Here is an 18,985-nt window from a genome sequence, read left to right as displayed (position 1 = left end):
GTCGCCGGCTCCTTCTGGGAGCGCAGCGACTTCTGCCTGGGCTGCTTTTACTTTGCTACCGGGGTGCTATCAGAGAGCTAGCAGCCTGGGTCGCGCTGCGGTGTGTTGAGCTCTTGGAGGACGTGCATCACGCAGGTTGCGTGTCCGTACTGGCCGTCCTCTATCTCGAACCGCTCCGGGTGGTCGCCCGGGATGAACCGGCCACACACGGGGCACACGTCTGGATGCACCCGGTCATTGTCGCCGCTCCCAGGCGCACCCGTGTCTAGTGATGCGCTTGTCGTCTGATGGTTCGCGGAGCGGTGACGCTCGACGCGAAGAGCCGCACTGATCCGGGGGAGCGCGAGGGGGTGGGACCCCCTCGCCGCCGGCGGAGACGGCGGGGTCGCTGGCGTGGAGCCCGGAGGGCCTGAGCGGGGGACCGGTCGAGGGCGAAGAATCTCGGGCGATGTGAGGGAGCTTGCGACCGCGTCCGAGATTGTTCGTCAGCGTCCGGCGCGTCAGCGCCCGCGTGGCGTGGAGGGTGGAGCGTTGGCATGATCGCAAAGCCGGACAGGTCAAAGACCACGACAAAGGGTGCGGCCGGCGGTGCCGGCTCCGTTGAGAGGATGCGGGCCCGCGTGCGGGCTCAACAGTCCGGAGCTCCGTCGGAGGACGCTGGCACGCAGTGTCGGTGTGCTGTTGAGGTGATATCAGTGTGTAAGTGTTCGAGGGAGGGATGACATGGCGAACAACGCGCGAGAATCCACGGAGTTGCCGGAGTCAGCGCCACCACCGGATCACGAGTGGGACCGGCTGCTCGCGGCACCGCGACGAGTGGTGCGGTCGCTGACGAGTTCCGACATCGACGTCCGTCCGGGGGTCTACCTGTGGCGACACGGCGGCCGCGTCGCCTATGTGGGGAAGGCGAAATCGCTCCGCGATCGGATCTGGAAACGCCACCTCGGCGGCAGCCGAAGTCTCGGCGGTTCATCTCTCCGCCGGAACGTGTGCGAACTCCTCCTCGGGATCCCGACGAGCGAGACGCTCCGCGGCCGACGGAAGATGACGCCGGAGGAGGTGTCAACTATTCGGGAGTGGCTTCGAGAGTGTGAGATCGCGTGGGTCACCACCGAGTCGGAGGCGTCAGCCTTGGCCCTTGAGGAGCGTCTGCGCCTGACATGGATGCCGCCGCTCAACCGCATCTGATATCACTCTGCGTGCTTGCAGAGTGATATCAGACTGATGGTGTTGTGCTGCGGTGCTTGACTGCGGCTCGCCACACCCAGGCCGACTCGGCTGCTTGGCCGTGGCCCCACTCGACGAGGACGGCGTCGGGTGTGGTCCAGAGGGCGTGCGCGTCGACGCGGAGCTCCTTGTCGTCGATGGTGTGTAGCCAGGCTCGGACGGGCTGGTGAGGGTTCACCTCGAGGACGGGTCCGCCGCGGGCGTCCTCGGGGAGCGACACTGCTCGAGGCGGGGACCATCGGTTGCTGCGGCGGCGGCCCATCAGTCCGCGCGCCGGGGTCGGAGCGTTCGATGGGTGACCTGGTCCCGGGGGATCCAGACGTGGTGCACGAAGCCCATATGGACAAACCGGGCGTAGACGCGGTCCGTTCCGGCAAGTTCGACGAAGCCCGGCACGCGTTGCGGGCCGGTGCGTGTGAACGTGACGTGCACGGTGACGGGTGCTGTGTTCGGGTCGATCGCCGTGGCGCCCTCGTCGGGTGCGACGCCGACGGGCTGGTCTTCGGGCACATCAGAGTGCTCCGGTGGAGTCCACTGGTGCTCGGCCATGCCCTCGATGATCGCGGCCGACACCGACACTCGTGGTGTCGGGCAAGGTCGGGAGAATGGAGCATGGTCGAGTACCGGGAGCTGCCGGAGGAGCGCGAGGCGCGCCGCATCGTGGCGGGCGAGCTGGGGTTGGTTGTCGATCGGTTCGAGGACGGTAGTGCGAACGGGATGGTCGACGCTCTGATCCGAACTCCGTTCGGGGCTGTGCCGCTCGAGGTGGTGCAGGACGTGAACGTGCCTGAGCGTCGCCAGGCGGCTGCGCTGGGGCAGCACGGCCGCCGGATCGATGTGCCGGGCCTGGTGCCCGGCTGGTACGTGACACTCAAGCACCGTGTGAATGTGCGTGAGGTGCGGCGGCAACTTCCCGGCCTTCTGTTGCGGCTCGATGAGTTGCGTGCGGGACGGCCGTCGTGGGCGTCTCCCTCACTGGCGATGTGGGAGCAGGATCTTCCAGACGAGTTCAGGCGGATCGGCGTCGAGTACCTGGCTCCGTTGGAGACGATGCCGGGCATCGTCATGTTGAACGGCGAGGGGTGGGAGGGCTCGTACGGTGACGACCCGCTCAACGCGTGGGTGGCTACGGTGCTCGAGCGGGAAGCGGACGTGCCGGCGAAGCTGCGCGCGTTCCCCGGTGGTCGGGGTGATGCCTTCATCTGGGCGACGATCAGTAGTGATCTGGCCGTGACCGGGCTGATGACCGACCCCGACGTGGCAGTTGTGCCGCGGTCGCTGCCGCAACGAGCTCTGGACCTTCCGGAAGGCGTCGACCGGGTGTGGGTCGCGTGCACCATCGGGCGCCGGCGCGGCATCGTGGCCGAGGGTGGCCGCTGGCGCTGGCTCAACTGTGTCGCTGACCCGGCTCGAGCACTCGGCGATGACTGATCAGTACCGGCGCCGGGTGACAAATCAAGCAGCGAGTTCGTAGGCGCGAAGTCGTTCGACGCCGTCGGGGGAGTGGACGATGGTGCGCGCTGTGCGGTGGTCTCCGAGGCCGGAGGCGTCGCGGGGGTAGGCGGGCCAGGCTTCTTCGCCGCCGCGGGAGTCGGTGGCTTGGAAGATGACGCGGGCGGTCGCGTGGGGTCGACGTCGCCGCTGTCGGGGTTCTGCGCGCATGAACGCTTCCTCGGCGAGCCACCAGGTCCAGAGTTCTCGTTCGCGTGCGTAGAGCAGAGCGCGAGCTGCCAGGGTTCCGATGACGTTGAGGGCGCGAGCTGCCGCATCGCGGAGGTCGCGGCGATGGAGTCGCCACCCGATGTTGGTGGTGACGACCAGCCGGTGGGTGCGTAGACGTGACAGGACTCTGATGATCCGGTGTCGGGGGACTCCGAGGCGGTCGGAGGCGTCCTCGACGGTGACGGGGTCCTCGTGGCGCATGGTCGCGTAGACGCGGCCGGCGAGGTGGCCGAGGCCGGCACGGGTGAACACGTCGTGCCGGAGGTCGGTGAGGTCGTTCTCAAACCGGGCCAGGAGGTCGGCGCGACGATCGAAGAGAACGGCCGGGGGGCGGGGGTTCTTGAGTGGTTGTGACCGGACCTGTTCTGGGGCTGTGGAAAGAGGCGGGGTGAGCCGCCATTCGGCGGCGTTGCTGCCGTCTGCGGTGGCGGTGCGGGTGATGAACCCGTGCGCCTGCAGTCGGGTGAGGGCATCGCCGGCGGTTGTGCGGCCCATGCCGGTGAGCAGCGCGAGCGTCCGGACGGACGCGGCGACGTGTGTCTTACCGGTGTGGAGGGTCAGGTACGTCAGCGCGGTCAGGACGGCGCGTTCGTGCGCGGCCGCCTCGTTGGCGTTCCACCGGCCGGGGGAGACCCGGAAGCGGGTGTGGACGTCCTCGGCCGCGTCGACGAGGTGAGCGAGGTCGGTGAGGTCCCGCTCGGGGCGCGCAGCGGCGCCGAGGAGGCCCCGGGTGGCGGCGATGCTCTGAGCCTTGGCCCACTGCCGCTCGAGGCGTGCAGCGGCCTCCTGCGGGTTCCTGGGGCGGCGGTCGCCGCGGCCGGTGTTCTTGGTGCGGTAGTGCTCCATGCCGGGAGCGGTGCGCGCGGCGTGCTCGACATCGGCGAGGGACCATCCGGCGGTCGCGGCTGCGAGGAGGCAGGCGAAGCCGGTCCACGAGGGGTTGTCGCCGCCGTGGATCGTGGCCATGTGGCCACGGCCCCACGCGGTGAGCTCGCGGTGGGTCTTGTGGCGGGAGTCGACGGGCCCGGAGGGTGCGGAGGACTCCGGGGTGCTCGGCCGCCGGCGTGCGCGGAGCGCGTCGGTGACGGCCGCCAGGGCGTCCGCGGTGACGGGAGCGGCTGTGAGGGCGGCGACGTCGCCGCGGAGCACCGTGGAGGCGGAGCCGTCGCGGTGCGGCGCTCCTGGGGGCCGGACGGCTCCGGTGGCGGGGTTGTGGAGCATCCCGTGGTCGAGGGTGCGGAGGGCGCCGCGAGCGGCGTCGGCGAGTTCGGCGACGGCGGCTGCGTCGGCGTCGACGCGGATCCACACGTGGAACCCGCCCGCTGCGCTCGAGCGGCAGGTGACGTGCGCGATCGCGAGGGTGTCGAGGATCCGGGTGAGCACGTCGGCGTCGTCGGCGGCGTGTTCGTAGTCCTCGTCGGTCTTGGCGTCGAGGTCGAACGCGACGTACCGGAATCGGCCGTCGGGGCCGGCGAGGTACATGCACCACGGCGTCGACGGGGCGGCCGGGCCGACGCGGTACGCGTCGGGGTACTGGTTGACGTGGAGGCCGCCGTCGGCCTCTCGTCGCATGGTCCGCACAGTCGCCTTGGGCGACATGCGACGGGTCAGCGACCACGCCTCGGAGGTCAACGAGATGCTGGGAGCGACACTCCGGCCGCGGTTTTCAGTTACAGAAACAGCTTCGTGAGTTACGATGACAACACCTCCTCCTCTCGGGGCGGTGGTACGACGAAGGCTCCCGGCTCCAACCGGGCTTCTTCTTCGGGAAATCTCACGGCCTGATTTGTTTGGCGACTCGGCAGGCTGTGAGGCACATGACTTGGGGCTTCGCCCCGGACCCCCGCCTCGGCGGGGGTCTTGTCGTTTAAGCGGCTGGGATCGGCAGCTCCTGACGTCGGTCTTGTTCAGGCATCCAGACGGGGATGCCCTGATCGGTGACCTCGACGTGCTCGGTGAGCAGCTCCACCATGACGGCGGCACTCACGCCAGCGTTGCGAGCGAGCGTCTCGAGCCGTTCCTTGGCAGCGCGCTCGATACGCCAACCCGGTAGAACCGGATCGACCAGCGTTCCTCGCGGACGTCGACGTGCAGTCATGTGCGCCACGCTATTGCTACACGTAGCGTTACCGCGGGAGGAGCAGCGCGTGTCGTGAGTCGCCACGGTCTAACCCTCGTCCGGCGTCTCGGCGGCACTGGCGTCGACAGTGCGGCGGGAGCGTGGGACAAAGCCGGGCCGCTGGTTGCTGGTCTCTTCGAGGAGACGGCGGAGCGTCTTCTTCTCGACGCGCCAGCGTCCTCCGGGGCGCATAGCCGGGATGGTGCCGTTGTTGAGCCACCCGAAGATCGCGGGGCGGCTCTTGCCGAGCAGGACCATGAGGTCCTGGTACGTGAGGGTGTCGCCGTAGTCGTCGAGCGGGTCCGGGTAGGGCTCGTGCTCGGGGACCGGGACGGTGGACGTGGACTCGAGCCACGCCCGCACCTCGGATCGGAACACGATCCAGGAGTGCGCGATCTGGTGGCCGGGGATCGTGCCGCGCGTCAGCCACAGGCTGACGGTCGTCTGCCCGATCTGCAACAGCCGCTCGAGGTCTTTCGACTTGAGGGTGACGGGCAGTGTGTCCCAGTAGTCGTCTTCTGCCATGCGAGAGGATGCTGCTTCGGTCGAGGGCGGGCTTGCGGGCTCCGTCTGCTCGAGCAGACGGTCAGCGGGCGGCTCTTCGATCGCGAGGTGTTCCGAATGGCCACCCCGGGCTCCGATTATGCCTTGCTGCTGCCAGTAGAACCCACCGTTCGCATCCGTGTCACTCATCAAGGGGTCACCTCGCGTTCAGTGGCGACCGTGACCTCGCACGCGAGGTCACCGAATCGCAGTCGGTCGCCGTCCTGCAGGGGGATGGCAACGCCGGGCACGGCGACGAGGTCGACGTCGCCGCGCTCGATGGTGGTGCCGTTGCCGGAGCGCTGGTCGATGATCGCGGGCACGTGGTCGGACCAGGCGATGACGAAGTGCGTGCGGGACAGGTTGCGGCTGGGGTCGTCGACCTGGTGCACGTCGAGCTCGGCGCCGGTGGTGTTCACCGGTCGGCGGCCGACGAGCGCGGCGCCCGTGATCTGAACGGACGCGCCGGTCGAGAAGCGGAGGCCGAGCATCGGTGCCACCGGCTGATGGCGCTCGATGAACACCGTGAGTTCGGCCTCGCTGGGGAGGTCGTTGACGGTCCACGCCGGCGTGCTGTCGGCGCGGACGGTTGCAGGGGGCATCGCCGGCACGGGGAGTGGTGCAGCGGGTTCCGTGCGCGAGGCCACTGGCGCCGAGTCGGACAGGGGCTGTACGGGCGCGGTGCGGCCGTTTGCGGCCGCGGACCTGAACGCCGTGCGTCCAGTCGCCGGAGCGGTCGAGGGCCCGGAGACGGTGGGACGTCGCCACCGGGGCCGCTTCGCGGGCCGGGCGGCGGGCGCGAGGTCGGTTACGCGGCCGTCGGGGTGCGCTGCGAGGGTCCACTGGCCGTCGGGGTCGACGGTGGTGAGCCGGACGGGCCGGTGCAGGACGTCGCGGGCGACGGCCACGGCGTAGGACGTGATCTGGGCGCGTGCGTCGGCGATGTTCGCCGGCGTGAGGGGCACGTCGTGTCCGGCGAAGTTGATGTGTGCGGTGCCGTCCGGGTAGATGTTGCCGTGGACGACGGGGAAGTGCGGGATCGGGGCGTCTGTCATCAGAAGTTCTCTCGTCGGCAGTCGTCGCCGCAGAGGGTGACGCCGAAGACGTCGAAGAACTTCTCCGGGTCGACGTAGCCCTGGGGGCCACCCTGGGTCTGCGACTGGGGGAGGGCGCTCACGTCATCGTTGGTGGAGCCGTCGGTGTTGATACGAATGTCGAGGTGGCAGCCGGTCGACGGACCGTTGGAGCCGACCTTGCCGATTTCCTGCCCGCTGCTGACAGCGTCACCGACGGCGACCTCCATGTCTTGCGGGTACAGGTGCAGGTAGCTGATCGTGTAGCCCTCCGCGGACTTCACCGACAGCGTGTACCCGGCGGCCACAGTGACGGTGCCTGCCTGAGAGGCGAAGATCGGGGATCCGCACGAGTAGCCGGAGCGGCCCGCGGCCGAGCCGGAAACGCGCGTCTGGTAGTCGTTCGCGGGGTGCCACGACGAGGCGCCGGCGGTAGGGCTGTTGCGGGGGCCGTAGTCCGAGCTCATGTCGAAGGGCGCCGTCAGGGGCAGGACCGTCCCGCCGGCGGAGCATCCGTTCGTCGGGGCGCTCGCTCCCGGCGTTGCGGATGCGGACGGCGAGGGCGTCGCGGCGCTCGAGGCGGCGGAGGTGGTGAAACCGCCGTCGCCGCCGGAGAGCTGCGTGACGATGTTCTGCGCGGCGGACTGGTACTGGCGGTAGTGGAACGGGTCTTGGTTGATCTGCACGCGGTGGATCACGATTGTGGGTTCGAGCTCTTCCCAACCGTCGACCTCCTGTAGGGCCTTAAAGAAGTTCGTGGCGCTGATCGTGGGGTCCATACGGTCTTCGTAGGAGCCCCACGCGCCGTTGCCGCGCTGCTGAAACAGGCCGCGGCTGTCCGGACCGGCGGCGTCGCCACGGTCGAGGACCTGCAGGGTGGACTCGCCGATGGCGGTCATGATGCCGATGACCTGCGCCTGCTGAGTCAGGCCCAGCGACTCGGCGGCGTTCATGATGTAGGCGGCGTTCTTCAACTGCTCACCGGAGAACCCGTCGATCGGCGCGTGCTCTGCGGCAGCGTCGACGTCGACGCTGCCGCCGGTCATCGTGTTGCAGGTCGCTGCGGCGCTGCCGCTGCCGAACGAGAACACGACGAGGAACACCATCAGCGCCATGAGCGCTGCTGGTGTTCCGATGAGGATCAGAAGACCCTTGCCGCCGTTGTTCATGCGCCGCTGCTAGTTACCGGTCCGAGGTGGGCCGGATCTCGTTGGCGAGCCACGGAGCACTGCCCCCGGAGCGGGACAGCGCGACGTTGTACTCGCCCGCGTCAGTCGGGACCAGGACGTTCAGGGCCACGTCGGTGGCGCCGTCGACGATCGTGCCGCGGCCGGTGACCTTCGTCGCGGGGATCGTGGTCGGGTCCTGGCCCTCGTAGGCGACGGCTCCGGACTGGGAGAGCAGCGGCGTCATCTGCTGCGCCCACTCGTCCGGGGAGAGGTCCGGCTGCGCGTACGCGCGGACGACCTTCTCGGCGGCGGTCACGGCGGAGTCCTGAGCACCCTCGGACGCCTCGGGCGCCGGCTGTGCGGTGGCATCGTCGTAGACCGACGGCGTCGGTGACGGCTCGGTGGAGCCCGTCGACGACGTCGCGGGCAGCGGGTCCCGCTGTGGCCCACCGCTAGGGACCTCACCGGAGCAGCCGGCGAGGGCGATCGCGGCGGCCATCAGGAGCGGGATGGCGGTCGCGGTGCGGGCGTTCACAGCCCACCCGCCACGGCGGCGCCGGCGGCGAGCCAGGCGCGCTGCGTGCTCGGGCGGAGGGCACCGTAGTTGAGCACGTCAGCTCCGAGCGCCGGGTCGTAGGGGATCGTGACGACCTGGCGCGCGAGACCTGAGAACCCGGAGGCCATCTTGGTCAACTCGGCGTCGGGCAGGTCGTGCTTATGCTTGCTGACCACCACGACGGCCTTGTCCGCAAGGCCCGCGAAGTGGCCGCCGCGATCGTGGAGGCCCTCGAGGAGGAGCGCGGCGGACTCGGCCGCCTTCGCCTCGCCGATCGTCGGCACGACGATCTGATCGGCTCGCTCGAGCGCGCGGACCCACATCGGGTCCGTCTCGTCGTTGCCGGAGTCGATGAACACGAGGCGGTAGAACTTCGAGGCGACGTCGTGGATGAGGTCCACGGTGGTCGCGTCGAAGCGCTGCTCGGTGGCCAAGACCTCGGGCTTGCTGCGGAGCACGTCGTATCGGTCGCGGGTCTGGTGGTGCACGTAGTGCGCCAAGTCCGCGGACTGCGCACCGGTGCCGAGGAGCCGGTCGACCTGCGGGAGCAGGTCGAGGATGCTCGCATCGTGCGGGCCCTGCTCGGTGGACCAGCCGAGCGTGCCGCGGGTCTGGTTGTTGTCCCACGCGAGCACCCCCGCTCCGCCGTAGCGGGCGAACACGGACGAGAGGCTGATGGTGGTCATCGTCTTCCCGACGCCACCCTTGCCGTTCACGATGACGATCGTCCGCGGGCCGGGCCAGTGCTGGCTCACCAGACGCGACCAGTCACGCTCGAGCCGTTCGGCGTCGGAGGGTGAGACGCGGATCCCGATGCGCGCGAGCATCCCGCGGATGCCCTGCGTTGCGGGCTCCTCGACCTCCTCACGGGTGAGGAACGACTGCCGCGCAGCCCGACGGGTCGTCGGCTGGCCGTCGGCCGCGGGGGCGGCTGCAGGAGTGGGAGCGGCGGGGGCCGGGGCCTGCGGTGCAGCGGCGGCGGGCGTGGTCGGCTGCGCGTCGACGACGGGCAAGGTCGGGACGGTCTCGACCGGCGCGGCCGGAACGGCGTCGGCCTGGTCGAGGTCGGTCAGGGGCTCGGTGACACCGTTCGGGTTCACGGCGAGCGTTTGGGTGCCGTAGCGGTCGTGCGTCGTCAGGCGGACGGCGCGGTGCATCTGCTCGGCGGTCCCGCGGACGCTCGTGAGGATGCTGCCGCGGATGTCGTCTTCGCTTGCCTCCGCGTACGGCATCGGCACACCGTTGACGGTGAGCACGCCGGTGGCGCGGCCGTCGGTGGTGGGGGTGATGGTGGCTTCGATGCGGGGGAACGCGGGAATGGTCGATGCGTCAGTCATCTGCGCCTCTCAGGGATGGGGTGCCGCTGCGTAGGTCCGGGGATGGGTTGCCGCTGCGGTGGTCGTGTGGCGCGCAAGCGATGCGCGAGCTCGATGTCCGGCCAGTCCATTCGTTCTCCCCCGAAGTGGTCACGTATGGTGCATGATCGTAGAGGGATTTCAGAGCACGGTCTACCTGAACAGCATTGCTGGTTATATTGGCAGCAAGGTGAAGTAACGATCCGTCTACTGGGTCCGCTGCAAGGGGGACTCGCTGGGGGACGGGGCGCAAGAGGCCCGAAAGGGCGAATGGGGGTCGCATGAGCGACAACGCGAATCCGTGGGTAACGGGGGAAGCAACCTCCGAGCAGGAGGAGCAGGAGGCCGCTCCTGTTGCGCAGCCCACGACGCGTCGCGAGGTGCTGCGCGGACCGACGGCACCACAGCCGACGGCCGTGCAGGTGCCCGAAGCCGCCGACCGGCTGCCGTCCCGCCAGGTGCACGGCGACGCAACGATGTGGTGGCTCGGCGCACATGGTGGTGCCGGCGAGAGCACCCTTGCAGCGCTGGCGCTTGGCTCTCAACCTGCCGCTCACGCGTGGCCGCTCCCGAGCGAGCGAGGCGCGCTGGTGCCGGCGACGATCGTCGCCCGCACCAACTACACCGGCCTCATGGCGGCGCAGCGGGCAGCCCGTGAGTGGGCCGCCGGCACGACCTCCGGTCAGGTCGAACTGACCGGGCTGGTCCTCATCGCGGATGCTCCGGGTCGCAGGCCCAAGGAGCTTCGCCAGCTCGAGCAGCACATCGCGGGTGGTTATCCACAGCTCTGGACACTCCCATGGGTCGAAGCGTGGCGGATGGGCCCGCCCTCGCCGTCTGACATACCCCGCGAGTACCGCGCACTGCTCGCGGACCTCAACCTCACCATTTCAACCAACTAGACCCGCTCGGAAGGACCGCCACCCATGTCCAACACCCTCCTCGTACTCGACGCCCTGAACACGGCGGCAACGCAGGTGCATCACGTGCAGCACCTCCTCGCCATCGACGTCCCCGACGGCGACCCCCAAGCCCCCGCCGGGTGGTCGGGCAAGTTCGGCCGAGTGATTGGTATCGCCAAGTGGATCCTGCTGCCGCTCGCGGTCCTCGCTCTGATCGCGACCGGCGCGATGCTCTTCTCGAACAACCGGCACGGCGACGGCGGCGAGATCCAGTCCCGCCTGATCAAGATCGGCTTCGGTCTGTTCCTCGGACTCGGCGCCGCTTCGCTGGTCAGCTTCCTCGTCTCCTAACCCTCGGCATCCCGGATCGCCTCGACAAGAAAGCACCTCCATGAGCAACGCAGAGCAGCCGTTCTACCGCCGCCCACTGTGGATCGTCGTGGCGATCTTCCTTGCCGTCGTCCTGGTGGGCGGTGGCATTGCCGCTGTCACGGGCGCCTTCAGTGGCGGTGACGAGACGACCGCCGAACCGACGCGAGCACCGTCCAAGACGTCGGGTGTGCCCGACGGCGCAGCATCGGCCTGCGGGCTCAAGGACTACGAGACGTCGAACACGCTGGACGCGGCACCGGAGGCGAAGTGGGAGCTGGTGGGGACGGTGGCGGCACCTACAGATGCGAAGGGTGCGGGTCCGGGCTCGACGTCGTCTGACGGCGTCCGAAGCTGCTACTCGCACACCGCAGAGGGCGCGCTCTACGCAATCGTGAACTACTACGCGCAGGCAACCGATGCGCGGCTGGTGCCACACATCGCAGACCTGGTGGCGCCGGGGAAGGGTAAGGACGCGGCGCTCAAGAATGCCGCTGGTGACTCGGCTGGTGGTTCGGCTACGCGGCTGCAGGTTGCCGGCTTCAAGGTGAACAACTACTCGGCGTCTGAGGCCACGATCGACGTCGTCTGGACGGTCACCTCCGAGGACAACACCCTGGTCAGCATGCCGATGGTCATGCGGTGGGTGGACGGTGACTGGAAGGTCGAAGTTACCGAGTCGGGTGACTTCCCCTTCACGGCGTCAGCGGTGGACAGCCTGGGCGGCTACATCCCCTGGACTGCGGGGGTCTGACATATGGCGTGCTCGATCATCAACCCGCTGGAATGCGTCTCTGACGGCGCTTCGGCAGTGGTGTCCAAGGCGGCGAACGACACCGTGCAGCAGTTGATGAACAACGCGCTCGAAACGTTCGGCAAGATCGTCGGCTCCCTCGGCACTCTGTGGGTGAACGTGCCGAGCCCCGAGCTCACGAAGGGCGATGCGAACGCTTCCGGGTACACCCCGGACGCCACGGTGACGTCGAGCTTCGACACGATCCTCGGCTACGTGGCGTGGATCGGGTTGCTCGTCGCCGTCCTCTCAATCATCGGGTTCGCGATCCTCTTCATGCGAGCCCGCTCCGAGGAGTCCGGGCTCGACAGCATGGGGCGGCTCGGGCTCGTCTTCGGAGGCGTGTTCTTGATCACCAGCGCCTCATCACTCGTGGCGTGGCTGATCCCGACGACGGCCCCGAGCGGGTCGTCGACGACGGTCGGGTTCCTGCAGAGCTCTACTTGGTACGTCGTCCTGACGATGGCCGTTGCATCGGTGATCATCGCGGGCATCCGGATGGCGTGGACGCAGCGCGGCGAGCCGATCCGTGACCTCCTGCGGTCCCTGCTCACGCTGATCATGGTCTCCACGATCGGTCTGACGGTGATCCAGCTCGCAGTGTCCGCCGGCGATGCGTTCTCGGTCGGCGTTCTCAACGCCGCCACCGACTGCAACGTGGCCGCCGACACCGGCACGTCCTCGTGCTTCGGCACGAACGTCGCCGGCATGATCGCGCTGTCCTCGTCGTCACCCATCGGCACGATCGGCGTCCTGATCCTGGCGCTGATCGCGATCCTGATGACGTTCGTGCAGGTCGCGCTCATGGTCGTCCGGTCGGCGATGCTCGTCCTCCTCGCGGGCGTGCTGCCCCTGACGGCGAGCTTCACGAACACCCCGACGGGGAACCAGTGGTTTCGCAAGTCGTTGGGGTGGCTCGTCGCGTTCATCCTTTACAAGCCCGCCGCGGCGCTGATCTACGCGGCCTCGTTCAAGCTCGTGGGCACCGACCTGTTCGCAAAAGATGACGGCGGGATCTGGTCGATCATGACCGGCCTGGCGCTGATGATCATCGCGCTCGTCGCGCTTCCGGCGCTCATGCGGTTCATCGCGCCGATGGTCGCTCCCGCTGGGGGCGGCGCGGCCGGTGGGGCGATCGTCGGTGGCCTCGCGACCGTCGGGTCGACGGCCGCGTCGGGTGCGATGAGGAAGCTGGGCTCGAGCGCCAGCCGCACCGCGAACGAGGGCGGCGGCGGAGGAGGCGGCAGTCCCGCGGCGAACGCATCAGGGGCGACCCCGACCTCGACGGGGTCCCGCGACGCGGGAAGTGCCGGCGGCGCTGCAGGGCCCGGCGGAGCGTCGAAGGGCACGCCTGCAGGAGCCAAGGCCGGGGCCGCTGGCGGGCAGACGGCCGGTGCCGGCGCGACGGGTGCCGGTGCTGCCGGGGCCGCCGGCGCTGGTGCTGGCGCCGCGGGCGGAGCGGGAGCCGCTGCGGGTGGGGCAGGTGCCGCTGCGGGCGCTGGCGCGACCGGTGCAGCCGCCGCGGGCCCGGCGGGCATCGCGCTCGTGGGCGCTCAGAAGGCCGCACAGGGCGCCAAGAAGGTCGCCGACGTCACGAAATCTGCGGTCGAAGATTCGTCCGGAGAGGGCCCCTCGGGGTCCAAGTAAGGGGTAGGGCATGAGCAACTTCGAGGGCCGCACGACGGCACGCACCTACGGCAACTGGCGGAAGCCTCGGACCCGCGGTGTGGGCGCGCTCGGGATGTTCCCGACGATGTTCGGCTTCGCCGGGGCGGTCATGGTGATCATCGTGGCCACGAACAAGGGCCTGCTCGCAGGGCTCGTCACGGCCGCGGTCTTCGCGGCGCTGCTCGCGACCGTGGCGATCAAGGACAAGCACGGGGAATCGGGGATGATCCGCATGATCAACCGCATGGGGTGGATGTTCGCGAAGAACCGCGGTTCGCACCTGTACCGCTCCGGCCCCCTCGGCTTCGCCGAGTGGGGCACCGCGCAGCTTCCCGGCCTGGCGGCCGGGTCGCGGCTCACGGAGCAGCAGGACTCCTACGGTCGCCCGTTCGCGCTCATCGAGGTCCCGTCGCAGAACGACTTCACGATCGTTCTCGGCGCCGAGCCCGATGGGTCGGCGCTGGTCGACCAGGAGCAGGTGGATATCTGGGTCGCGGAGTGGGGTTCCTGGCTCGAGGCCCTGGCCGATGAGCCGGGACTGGTCGCCGCGTCGGTGACGCTCGAGACGGCTCCGGACACGGGCACGCGGCTCGAGTCCGAGGTCCTCGGCCGGATCGACGAGCGCGGGTCGGAGTTCGCGAAGACGGTGCTGCGGAAGATCGTGGCGACGTACCCGGCGGGGGCTGCGACGATCAAGGCGTACGTCGCTGTCACGTTCAACGGAGCGACCCGCTCGGGCGGGAAGAAGCGTTCTCCGGAGGAGATGGGCCGTGAGCTGGCGTACCGGCTTCCCGGCCTCACTCAGGGCCTGTCGTCCACCGGCGCGGGCTCCGCTCGGCCGCTGACGGCTCAGGAGCTGTGCGAGGTCGTGCGGGTCGCTTACGACCCCGCCGCGGCGATCCTGATTGACCAGGCGAACGCCGCCGGTCAGACGCCGGAGCTGTACTGGCCGGAGGTCGGCCCGACCGCCCACCAGGCGTCGTGGGACTCGTACCGGCACGACTCCGCGCTGTCGGTGTCGTGGATGATGTCTCAGGCCCCGCGGGGCGACGTCGGTGAGTCGATCCTGGCTCGTCTCCTCGCTCCGCACCGTGACATCGCACGCAAGCGCGTGACGATGCTGTACCGGCCGATCGACCCGGCGCGCGCCGCCGCGATCGTCGAGGCCGACAAGCGCGATGCGGAGTTCATCGTCGGGTCGTCGAAGCGGCCCACGGGTCGGTCGCGGAAGGACGTTCTCGCGGCGTTCGCGAACGAGTCCGAGGAGTCCAGCGGCGCGGGCCTGGTCAACTTCGGGATGGTCGTCACCGCCACGGTGGAAGACCCCGCCACGATCGAGGATGCACGCGCCGCGATCGACAGCCTCTCCGCCCAGGCCCGCATCCGGCTTCGCCCGGTGTACGGCTCACAGGACTCCGCGTTCGCCGCGGGCCTGCCCCTCGGCCTGGTGCTCCCGCGGCACCTCGCCATCCCCCACGACATTCGGGACCAGCTCTGATGCATCTGAAACGAGCACTGGTGAGCGACGCGACGGAAGGGGCAGCACATGCCGGCTCTTGACCAAGGGACCCGACGGGTTACGAAGAAGCGGACGAAGACCATCACTCCGACGCAGTCTCAGACCGCGTCGGAGTCGAAGAAGAAGCCCTCAAAGGAGGAGCGCCAGGCCCGCAAAGCAGCGGGACGCGCGTTCAAGCGTCCCTCCCCGCGCGGCTGGATCGGTCGCGGCCGCGGTGAGACGGTCATCGTGCAGCCCGCCCCGGAGTGGCGTGGCACGACGGTGCAGGTGTGCGGCCTCTGGCCGTACGCCGTCGGAGCGGGCAGCCCCATCAGCGGTGTCCCGCTGGGGCTGCACCTCGACACCGGCTCAACGGTCTGCGCCGACCCCATCTCGTGGTTCCAGACCGGCATCATCTCCAACCCGTCGATCTTCGCGCTCGGCCTGCCCGGGCTCGGCAAGTCGACGCTGATCCGACGCATGTGCGTCGGCGGCGACGGCATGGGGTACCTGCCGCTCGTCCTCGGCGACTTGAAGCCGGACTACGTCGACATGGTCCGGGCCCTCGGAGGGCAGGTCATCACGCTCGGCCGCGGCCGCGGCCATCTCAACATCCTGGACCCGGGCGGCGCGATCGAGGCTGCGGAGCAGCTTCGCGTCGCCGGGTTCGAGCAGCAGCGCCAGCAGCTCATCGCCGACGCCCACGGGCGCCGGAACACGATGGTGTCCTCCCTGCTCACGATCCTCCGCAAGCAGGCCCCGAACGACGTGGAGGAATCGATCATCGACGCCGCGCTCCGCGTGCTCGATGACGAGTTCGAGGGCGTCCCGATCCTCGGGGACCTGCTCAAGGTCATCCAGGACGCCCACCCGGCCGTCCGTGACGTCGCCGTAGACCGCGGGGACATGACGGCGTACCAGGAAATCACCCGGGGCCTCGAGGCGTCGCTGATCAGCCTGACCCGCGGCGGCCGTCTCGGCGAGATTTTCTCGCAGCAGACCGACGTCGCGATGAAGCACGACAAGCCCGTCGTCTACGACGTGTCCTCTATCGACGAGTCCGACACCGACCTGCAGGCGGCCGTGCTCCTCGCGTGCTGGTCCCAGGGGTTCGGCTCGGTGAACGTGGCCACGGCCCTCGCCGACGCAAAGCTGCAGCCGCGCCGCCACTACCTGATCGTCATGGACGAGCTGTGGCGGGCCCTGCGCGTCGGGAAGGGCATCGTCGACCGCATCGACTCCCTCACCCGCCTGAACCGTCAGCGCGGCGTCGGCCTGGCGATGATCACGCACACCATGTCGGACCTCCTCGCGCTCCCGGACGAGCAGGACCGGATGAAGGCCCGCGGGTTCGTGGAGCGTGCCGGGATGATCGTCGCCGGCGGACTGCCGCGCGCCGAGATGGCGATGCTGACCCAGGCCGTCGCGCTGTCGCGGGCGGAGCAGAACCTCGTCATGTCGTGGCAGAACCCGCCCGGCTGGTCCCCGGACCAGGAGCCGCCGGGGCGGGGGAAGTTCCTCATCAAGGTCGGCGGCCACCCGGGGATCCCGGTGCACGTCGAGCTCACCGAGGAGGAGCGGTACATCAACGACACGAACAAGGCGTGGCACGCCACGGAAGTCTTCCCGGAGCCGGACGAGATGGTGGGACTCGCACCGGAGCTCGCGGTCGTCGTCGACGACGAGGCTGCATACGACCGCGCCGCTGACGTCGAGGAGGGCGCAGCATGAGCAGCCAGCAGACGAACCGTCGTTCCGAGCCCGGCAGGTCGAACCCGAACACCGTGCTCTACACGTGGATGTTCGGGATCCTCCTCGGCGCGATCGCGTCCGGGTGGCTGGGACTCGTGATGGCGTCGAAGCTGTCAGGGACGAACGGGAACCTGCCGCGCGACCCGTTCAAGATCGCGGAGGGGATCAAGAAGGGCACCGTCGAGTGGACGGGGCTCTCGACGGTCCTCTCGGTGATCGTCGCGGTCGTCCTGATCGCCGTGGTGGTCATGTCGATGAAGGTGTTCCGCCCCTCGAGCAAGAACCGCACCCGCGTCGACACGTCCGCCCGCTACATGGCCTCGACGAAGGACCTCGCCGAGCTGCAGGAGAAGCGCTCGCTCGAGAAGGCCGCCCGCCTCGGCGTGCAGGGCTGCCCCGGCGTTCCGCTGGGTAAGGACATGCGCTCCGGGAAGATGCTCTACGCATCGTGGGAGGACGTCACGATCGGCATCGCCGGCCCCCGCGTGGGCAAGACGACCGCACTGGTCGTTCCAGCGATTCTCGCCGCCCCCGGCGCCCTCCTGACGACGTCGAACAAGCCCGACACCGTCGAGACGACCCGCAAGCTGCGCGACGAGGTCGGCACAACGTGGGTGTTCGACCCGCAGCAGGTCGTCGACGAGGAGCCCACCTGGTGGTGGAACCCGCTCTCCTACGTCACCGACGACACCACGGCCGCGAAGCTGGCCGGGCACTTCGCCTCCGGCTCCCGCGAGCCCGGCGACAAGGGCGATGCGTACTTCGACCCCGCCGGCAAGAACCTCCTCGCCGGCATGCTGCTCGCTGCCGCCCTCGATGGCCGCGCGATCACCGACGTGTTCACGTGGCTGACCGACCCCGACAACCGCGAAATGGTGCCGGTGCTCCGCAACGGCGGGTACCCACTCATCGCGGACGCCGTCGAGTCCGAGACACGCGCCCCCGAGCGGCAGCGCGCCGGTGTGTACGGCACGGCTCGGAAGATGGCGGGATGCCTGCAGAACAGCCGCATTGGCCGGTGGGTGACGCCCGTCGGCGGCAACATGCGCGGCGATCGCCGCCCGCAGTTCAACCCCGACGAATTCGTGCGCGGCACCGACACCCTCTACTCACTCTCCAAGGAGGGTGAGGGCACTGCCACGCCGCTGGTGACCGCGCTGACCGTCGCCGTCGTCGAGGCAGGCGAGCGCCTGGCGAAGACGCAGCCCGGCGGCCGCCTGGCCACGCCACTGCTGTGCATCCTCGACGAGGCCGCGAACGTGTGCCGGTGGAAGGACCTGCCGGACCTGTACTCGCACTACGGGTCGCGCGGGATCCCGATCATGTCGATCTTCCAGTCCTGGTCCCAGGGCGTCGACGTGTTCTCGCTCGCCGGCATGCGGAAGCTGTTCAGCGCCGCCAACGAGGTCGTGTACCTCGGCGGTGTCAAGGAGATTGAGTTCCTGCGGGAGCTGTCGGAGCTGATCGGCGACTACGACCACGAGACCGTCTCGTACTCGATGAACAAGGGCGTCCGGTCGACGAGCGTGCAGAACAACCGCCGCCGCATCCTCGACCCGTCCGAGCTGGCAGAGCTGCCCCGTGGCCGCGCGATCCTGATCGCGTCGGGTCTGCGGTCCTCGATGGTCAAGACGGCGCCCTGGTACGAAGGCTCCGACGCTGAGAAGGTCCGCGCGTCGATCACCGCCTACGAGGACGCCGCCCGCGACGAGCGCACGGCGTCGACGGCGCCGCTGGCGTCCCCGTTGCCGGCAGAGGACAACCCGTGGCTGAACGCCTCAACGGTGCAGCCGGTCGAGGCGGAGGACAACCGATGAGCGCCGTGGCGGAGTGGGACGGCCACGTCGACGACGTCGACGAGGACGACGACGTGCTCGAGGAGTCGGAGACGTTCTACGGCTCGGCCGACGAGTTCGTGCGCGAGTTCCTGATCGTCACCTACCGCCGCGAGGTCAGCCCCAAGGGCGACTACCGGTGGGACCCCCGCTGGTGGATGCACCCGGAAGCGGTCGCTCGCCTCGACGCGCTCTGGCGCACCTGGGAGCACTTCCGGAACGACGGAGCGACAGGGATGAGCGTCTGGTGGCGTGACCACGCCGACCACCACATGGGCGTCCTCCTGAGCTCCGCGGGGCCCTTCTCGAAGACGTCTGGGACGACGGAGCCGGGTGACCCGCTGCCGTACACAGCACCGCCGCCCGGGCTATTTGTCGATGTCCGCACGATCGAGGGCTAAGCG

The 18,985-nt window shown here is 69.3% G+C and carries 19 protein-coding genes; 10 read left to right on the top strand and 9 right to left on the bottom strand.

Annotation, left to right across the window (positions count from 1 at the left end; all coding sequences use genetic code 11):
- The first annotated feature begins 723 nt into the window (after positions 1-723).
- Positions 724-1,188 carry a GIY-YIG nuclease family protein gene (locus DEI83_RS13890; protein WP_111082534.1) on the top strand — a complete coding sequence of 155 codons (465 nt, stop codon included), beginning with the start codon at positions 724-726 and terminating at the stop codon, positions 1,186-1,188.
- 28 nt (positions 1,189-1,216) lie between these two features.
- On the opposite strand, the gene DEI83_RS13885 is transcribed toward DEI83_RS13890, so the two are convergent.
- Together DEI83_RS13885 and DEI83_RS13880 are read right to left on the bottom strand one after the other, a co-directional pair.
- Positions 1,217-1,447: a hypothetical protein gene (locus tag DEI83_RS13885; RefSeq protein WP_111082533.1), complete on the bottom strand. Its 231-nt coding sequence runs from the start codon at positions 1,445-1,447 to the stop codon at positions 1,217-1,219.
- Between the two features lie 41 nt (positions 1,448-1,488).
- Entirely contained in the window at positions 1,489-1,800 is a 312-nt protein-coding gene (locus tag DEI83_RS13880; protein WP_146243352.1) for a hypothetical protein, read from the bottom strand.
- 39 nt (positions 1,801-1,839) lie between these two features.
- Between DEI83_RS13880 and DEI83_RS13875 the strand changes: the two genes are divergently transcribed.
- On the top strand, positions 1,840-2,658 hold the full coding sequence (locus tag DEI83_RS13875) for a hypothetical protein (RefSeq protein ID WP_111082531.1): 819 nt from the start codon (positions 1,840-1,842) through the stop codon (positions 2,656-2,658).
- A gap of 24 nt (positions 2,659-2,682) precedes the next feature.
- Here the strand turns inward: DEI83_RS13875 and DEI83_RS13870 are convergent, their stop codons facing one another.
- From DEI83_RS13870 to DEI83_RS13840, 7 genes are all read right to left on the bottom strand, one after another.
- Positions 2,683-4,521, bottom strand: coding sequence for a hypothetical protein (locus tag DEI83_RS13870; protein WP_258371227.1), 1,839 nt, complete (start codon positions 4,519-4,521; stop codon positions 2,683-2,685).
- A 295-nt stretch (positions 4,522-4,816) separates the two neighbouring features.
- Positions 4,817-5,047 carry a hypothetical protein gene (locus DEI83_RS13865; RefSeq protein ID WP_181431234.1) on the bottom strand — a complete coding sequence of 77 codons (231 nt, stop codon included), beginning with the start codon at positions 5,045-5,047 and terminating at the stop codon, positions 4,817-4,819.
- A 69-nt stretch (positions 5,048-5,116) separates the two neighbouring features.
- On the bottom strand, positions 5,117-5,593 hold the full coding sequence (locus DEI83_RS13860; protein WP_111082530.1) for a helix-turn-helix domain-containing protein: 477 nt from the start codon (positions 5,591-5,593) through the stop codon (positions 5,117-5,119).
- A gap of 167 nt (positions 5,594-5,760) precedes the next feature.
- On the bottom strand, positions 5,761-6,666 hold the full coding sequence (locus DEI83_RS13855) for an FHA domain-containing protein (protein ID WP_111082529.1): 906 nt from the start codon (positions 6,664-6,666) through the stop codon (positions 5,761-5,763).
- The gene (locus DEI83_RS13850; RefSeq protein WP_111082528.1) at positions 6,666-7,853 is read right to left on the bottom strand and encodes a M23 family metallopeptidase; all 1,188 of its coding nucleotides are present in this window, start codon (positions 7,851-7,853) and stop codon (positions 6,666-6,668) included. The genes DEI83_RS13855 and DEI83_RS13850 overlap by 1 nt, the downstream gene beginning before the upstream one ends.
- 13 nt (positions 7,854-7,866) lie before the next feature.
- Positions 7,867-8,388: a hypothetical protein gene (locus DEI83_RS13845; protein ID WP_111082527.1), complete on the bottom strand. Its 522-nt coding sequence runs from the start codon at positions 8,386-8,388 to the stop codon at positions 7,867-7,869.
- A complete protein-coding gene (locus DEI83_RS13840; protein ID WP_111082526.1) occupies positions 8,385-9,746 on the bottom strand; it encodes an AAA family ATPase in 1,362 nt (453 codons plus the stop codon). Before DEI83_RS13840 ends, DEI83_RS13845 begins: the two co-directional genes overlap by 4 nt.
- Before the next feature lie 299 nt (positions 9,747-10,045).
- Here DEI83_RS13840 and DEI83_RS13835 point away from each other — a divergent pair, with 299 nt between their 5' ends.
- Genes DEI83_RS13835 through DEI83_RS13800 form a run of 8 tightly spaced genes read left to right on the top strand, consistent with a single transcriptional unit; the run spans position 10,046 to position 18,982 of the window.
- Positions 10,046-10,666, top strand: a complete 621-nt coding sequence (locus DEI83_RS13835; RefSeq protein WP_220036806.1) for a DUF6668 family protein — start codon at positions 10,046-10,048, stop codon at positions 10,664-10,666.
- A gap of 24 nt (positions 10,667-10,690) precedes the next feature.
- Positions 10,691-11,017 (top strand): hypothetical protein, encoded by a 327-nt coding sequence (locus tag DEI83_RS13830; RefSeq protein ID WP_111082524.1) that lies wholly within the window; start codon positions 10,691-10,693, stop codon positions 11,015-11,017.
- 40 nt (positions 11,018-11,057) lie between these two features.
- On the top strand, positions 11,058-11,789 hold the full coding sequence (locus DEI83_RS13825) for a hypothetical protein (RefSeq protein WP_111082523.1): 732 nt from the start codon (positions 11,058-11,060) through the stop codon (positions 11,787-11,789).
- Between the two features lie 57 nt (positions 11,790-11,846).
- The gene (locus DEI83_RS16370; RefSeq protein ID WP_309146597.1) at positions 11,847-13,475 is read left to right on the top strand and encodes a type IV secretion system protein; all 1,629 of its coding nucleotides are present in this window, start codon (positions 11,847-11,849) and stop codon (positions 13,473-13,475) included.
- A 10-nt stretch (positions 13,476-13,485) separates the two neighbouring features.
- Entirely contained in the window at positions 13,486-14,994 is a 1,509-nt protein-coding gene (locus tag DEI83_RS13815; protein WP_111082521.1) for an SCO6880 family protein, read from the top strand.
- Positions 14,995-15,042: 48 nt separating this feature from the next.
- Positions 15,043-16,725, top strand: a complete 1,683-nt coding sequence (locus tag DEI83_RS13810; protein WP_258371226.1) for an ATP/GTP-binding protein — start codon at positions 15,043-15,045, stop codon at positions 16,723-16,725.
- Positions 16,722-18,563, top strand: coding sequence for a type IV secretory system conjugative DNA transfer family protein (locus DEI83_RS13805; protein ID WP_111082520.1), 1,842 nt, complete (start codon positions 16,722-16,724; stop codon positions 18,561-18,563). Before DEI83_RS13810 ends, DEI83_RS13805 begins: the two co-directional genes overlap by 4 nt.
- Positions 18,560-18,982, top strand: coding sequence for a DUF4913 domain-containing protein (locus DEI83_RS13800; protein WP_111082519.1), 423 nt, complete (start codon positions 18,560-18,562; stop codon positions 18,980-18,982). The genes DEI83_RS13805 and DEI83_RS13800 overlap by 4 nt, the downstream gene beginning before the upstream one ends.
- Positions 18,983-18,985 lie beyond the last annotated feature (3 nt).

Source organism: Curtobacterium sp. MCBD17_021, from assembly GCF_003234525.1.
Taxonomy (GTDB): Bacteria; Actinomycetota; Actinomycetes; order Actinomycetales; family Microbacteriaceae; genus Curtobacterium.
Note: the sequence above shows the minus strand (reverse complement) of the source record. Positions and strands in the feature narration are given on the sequence as shown.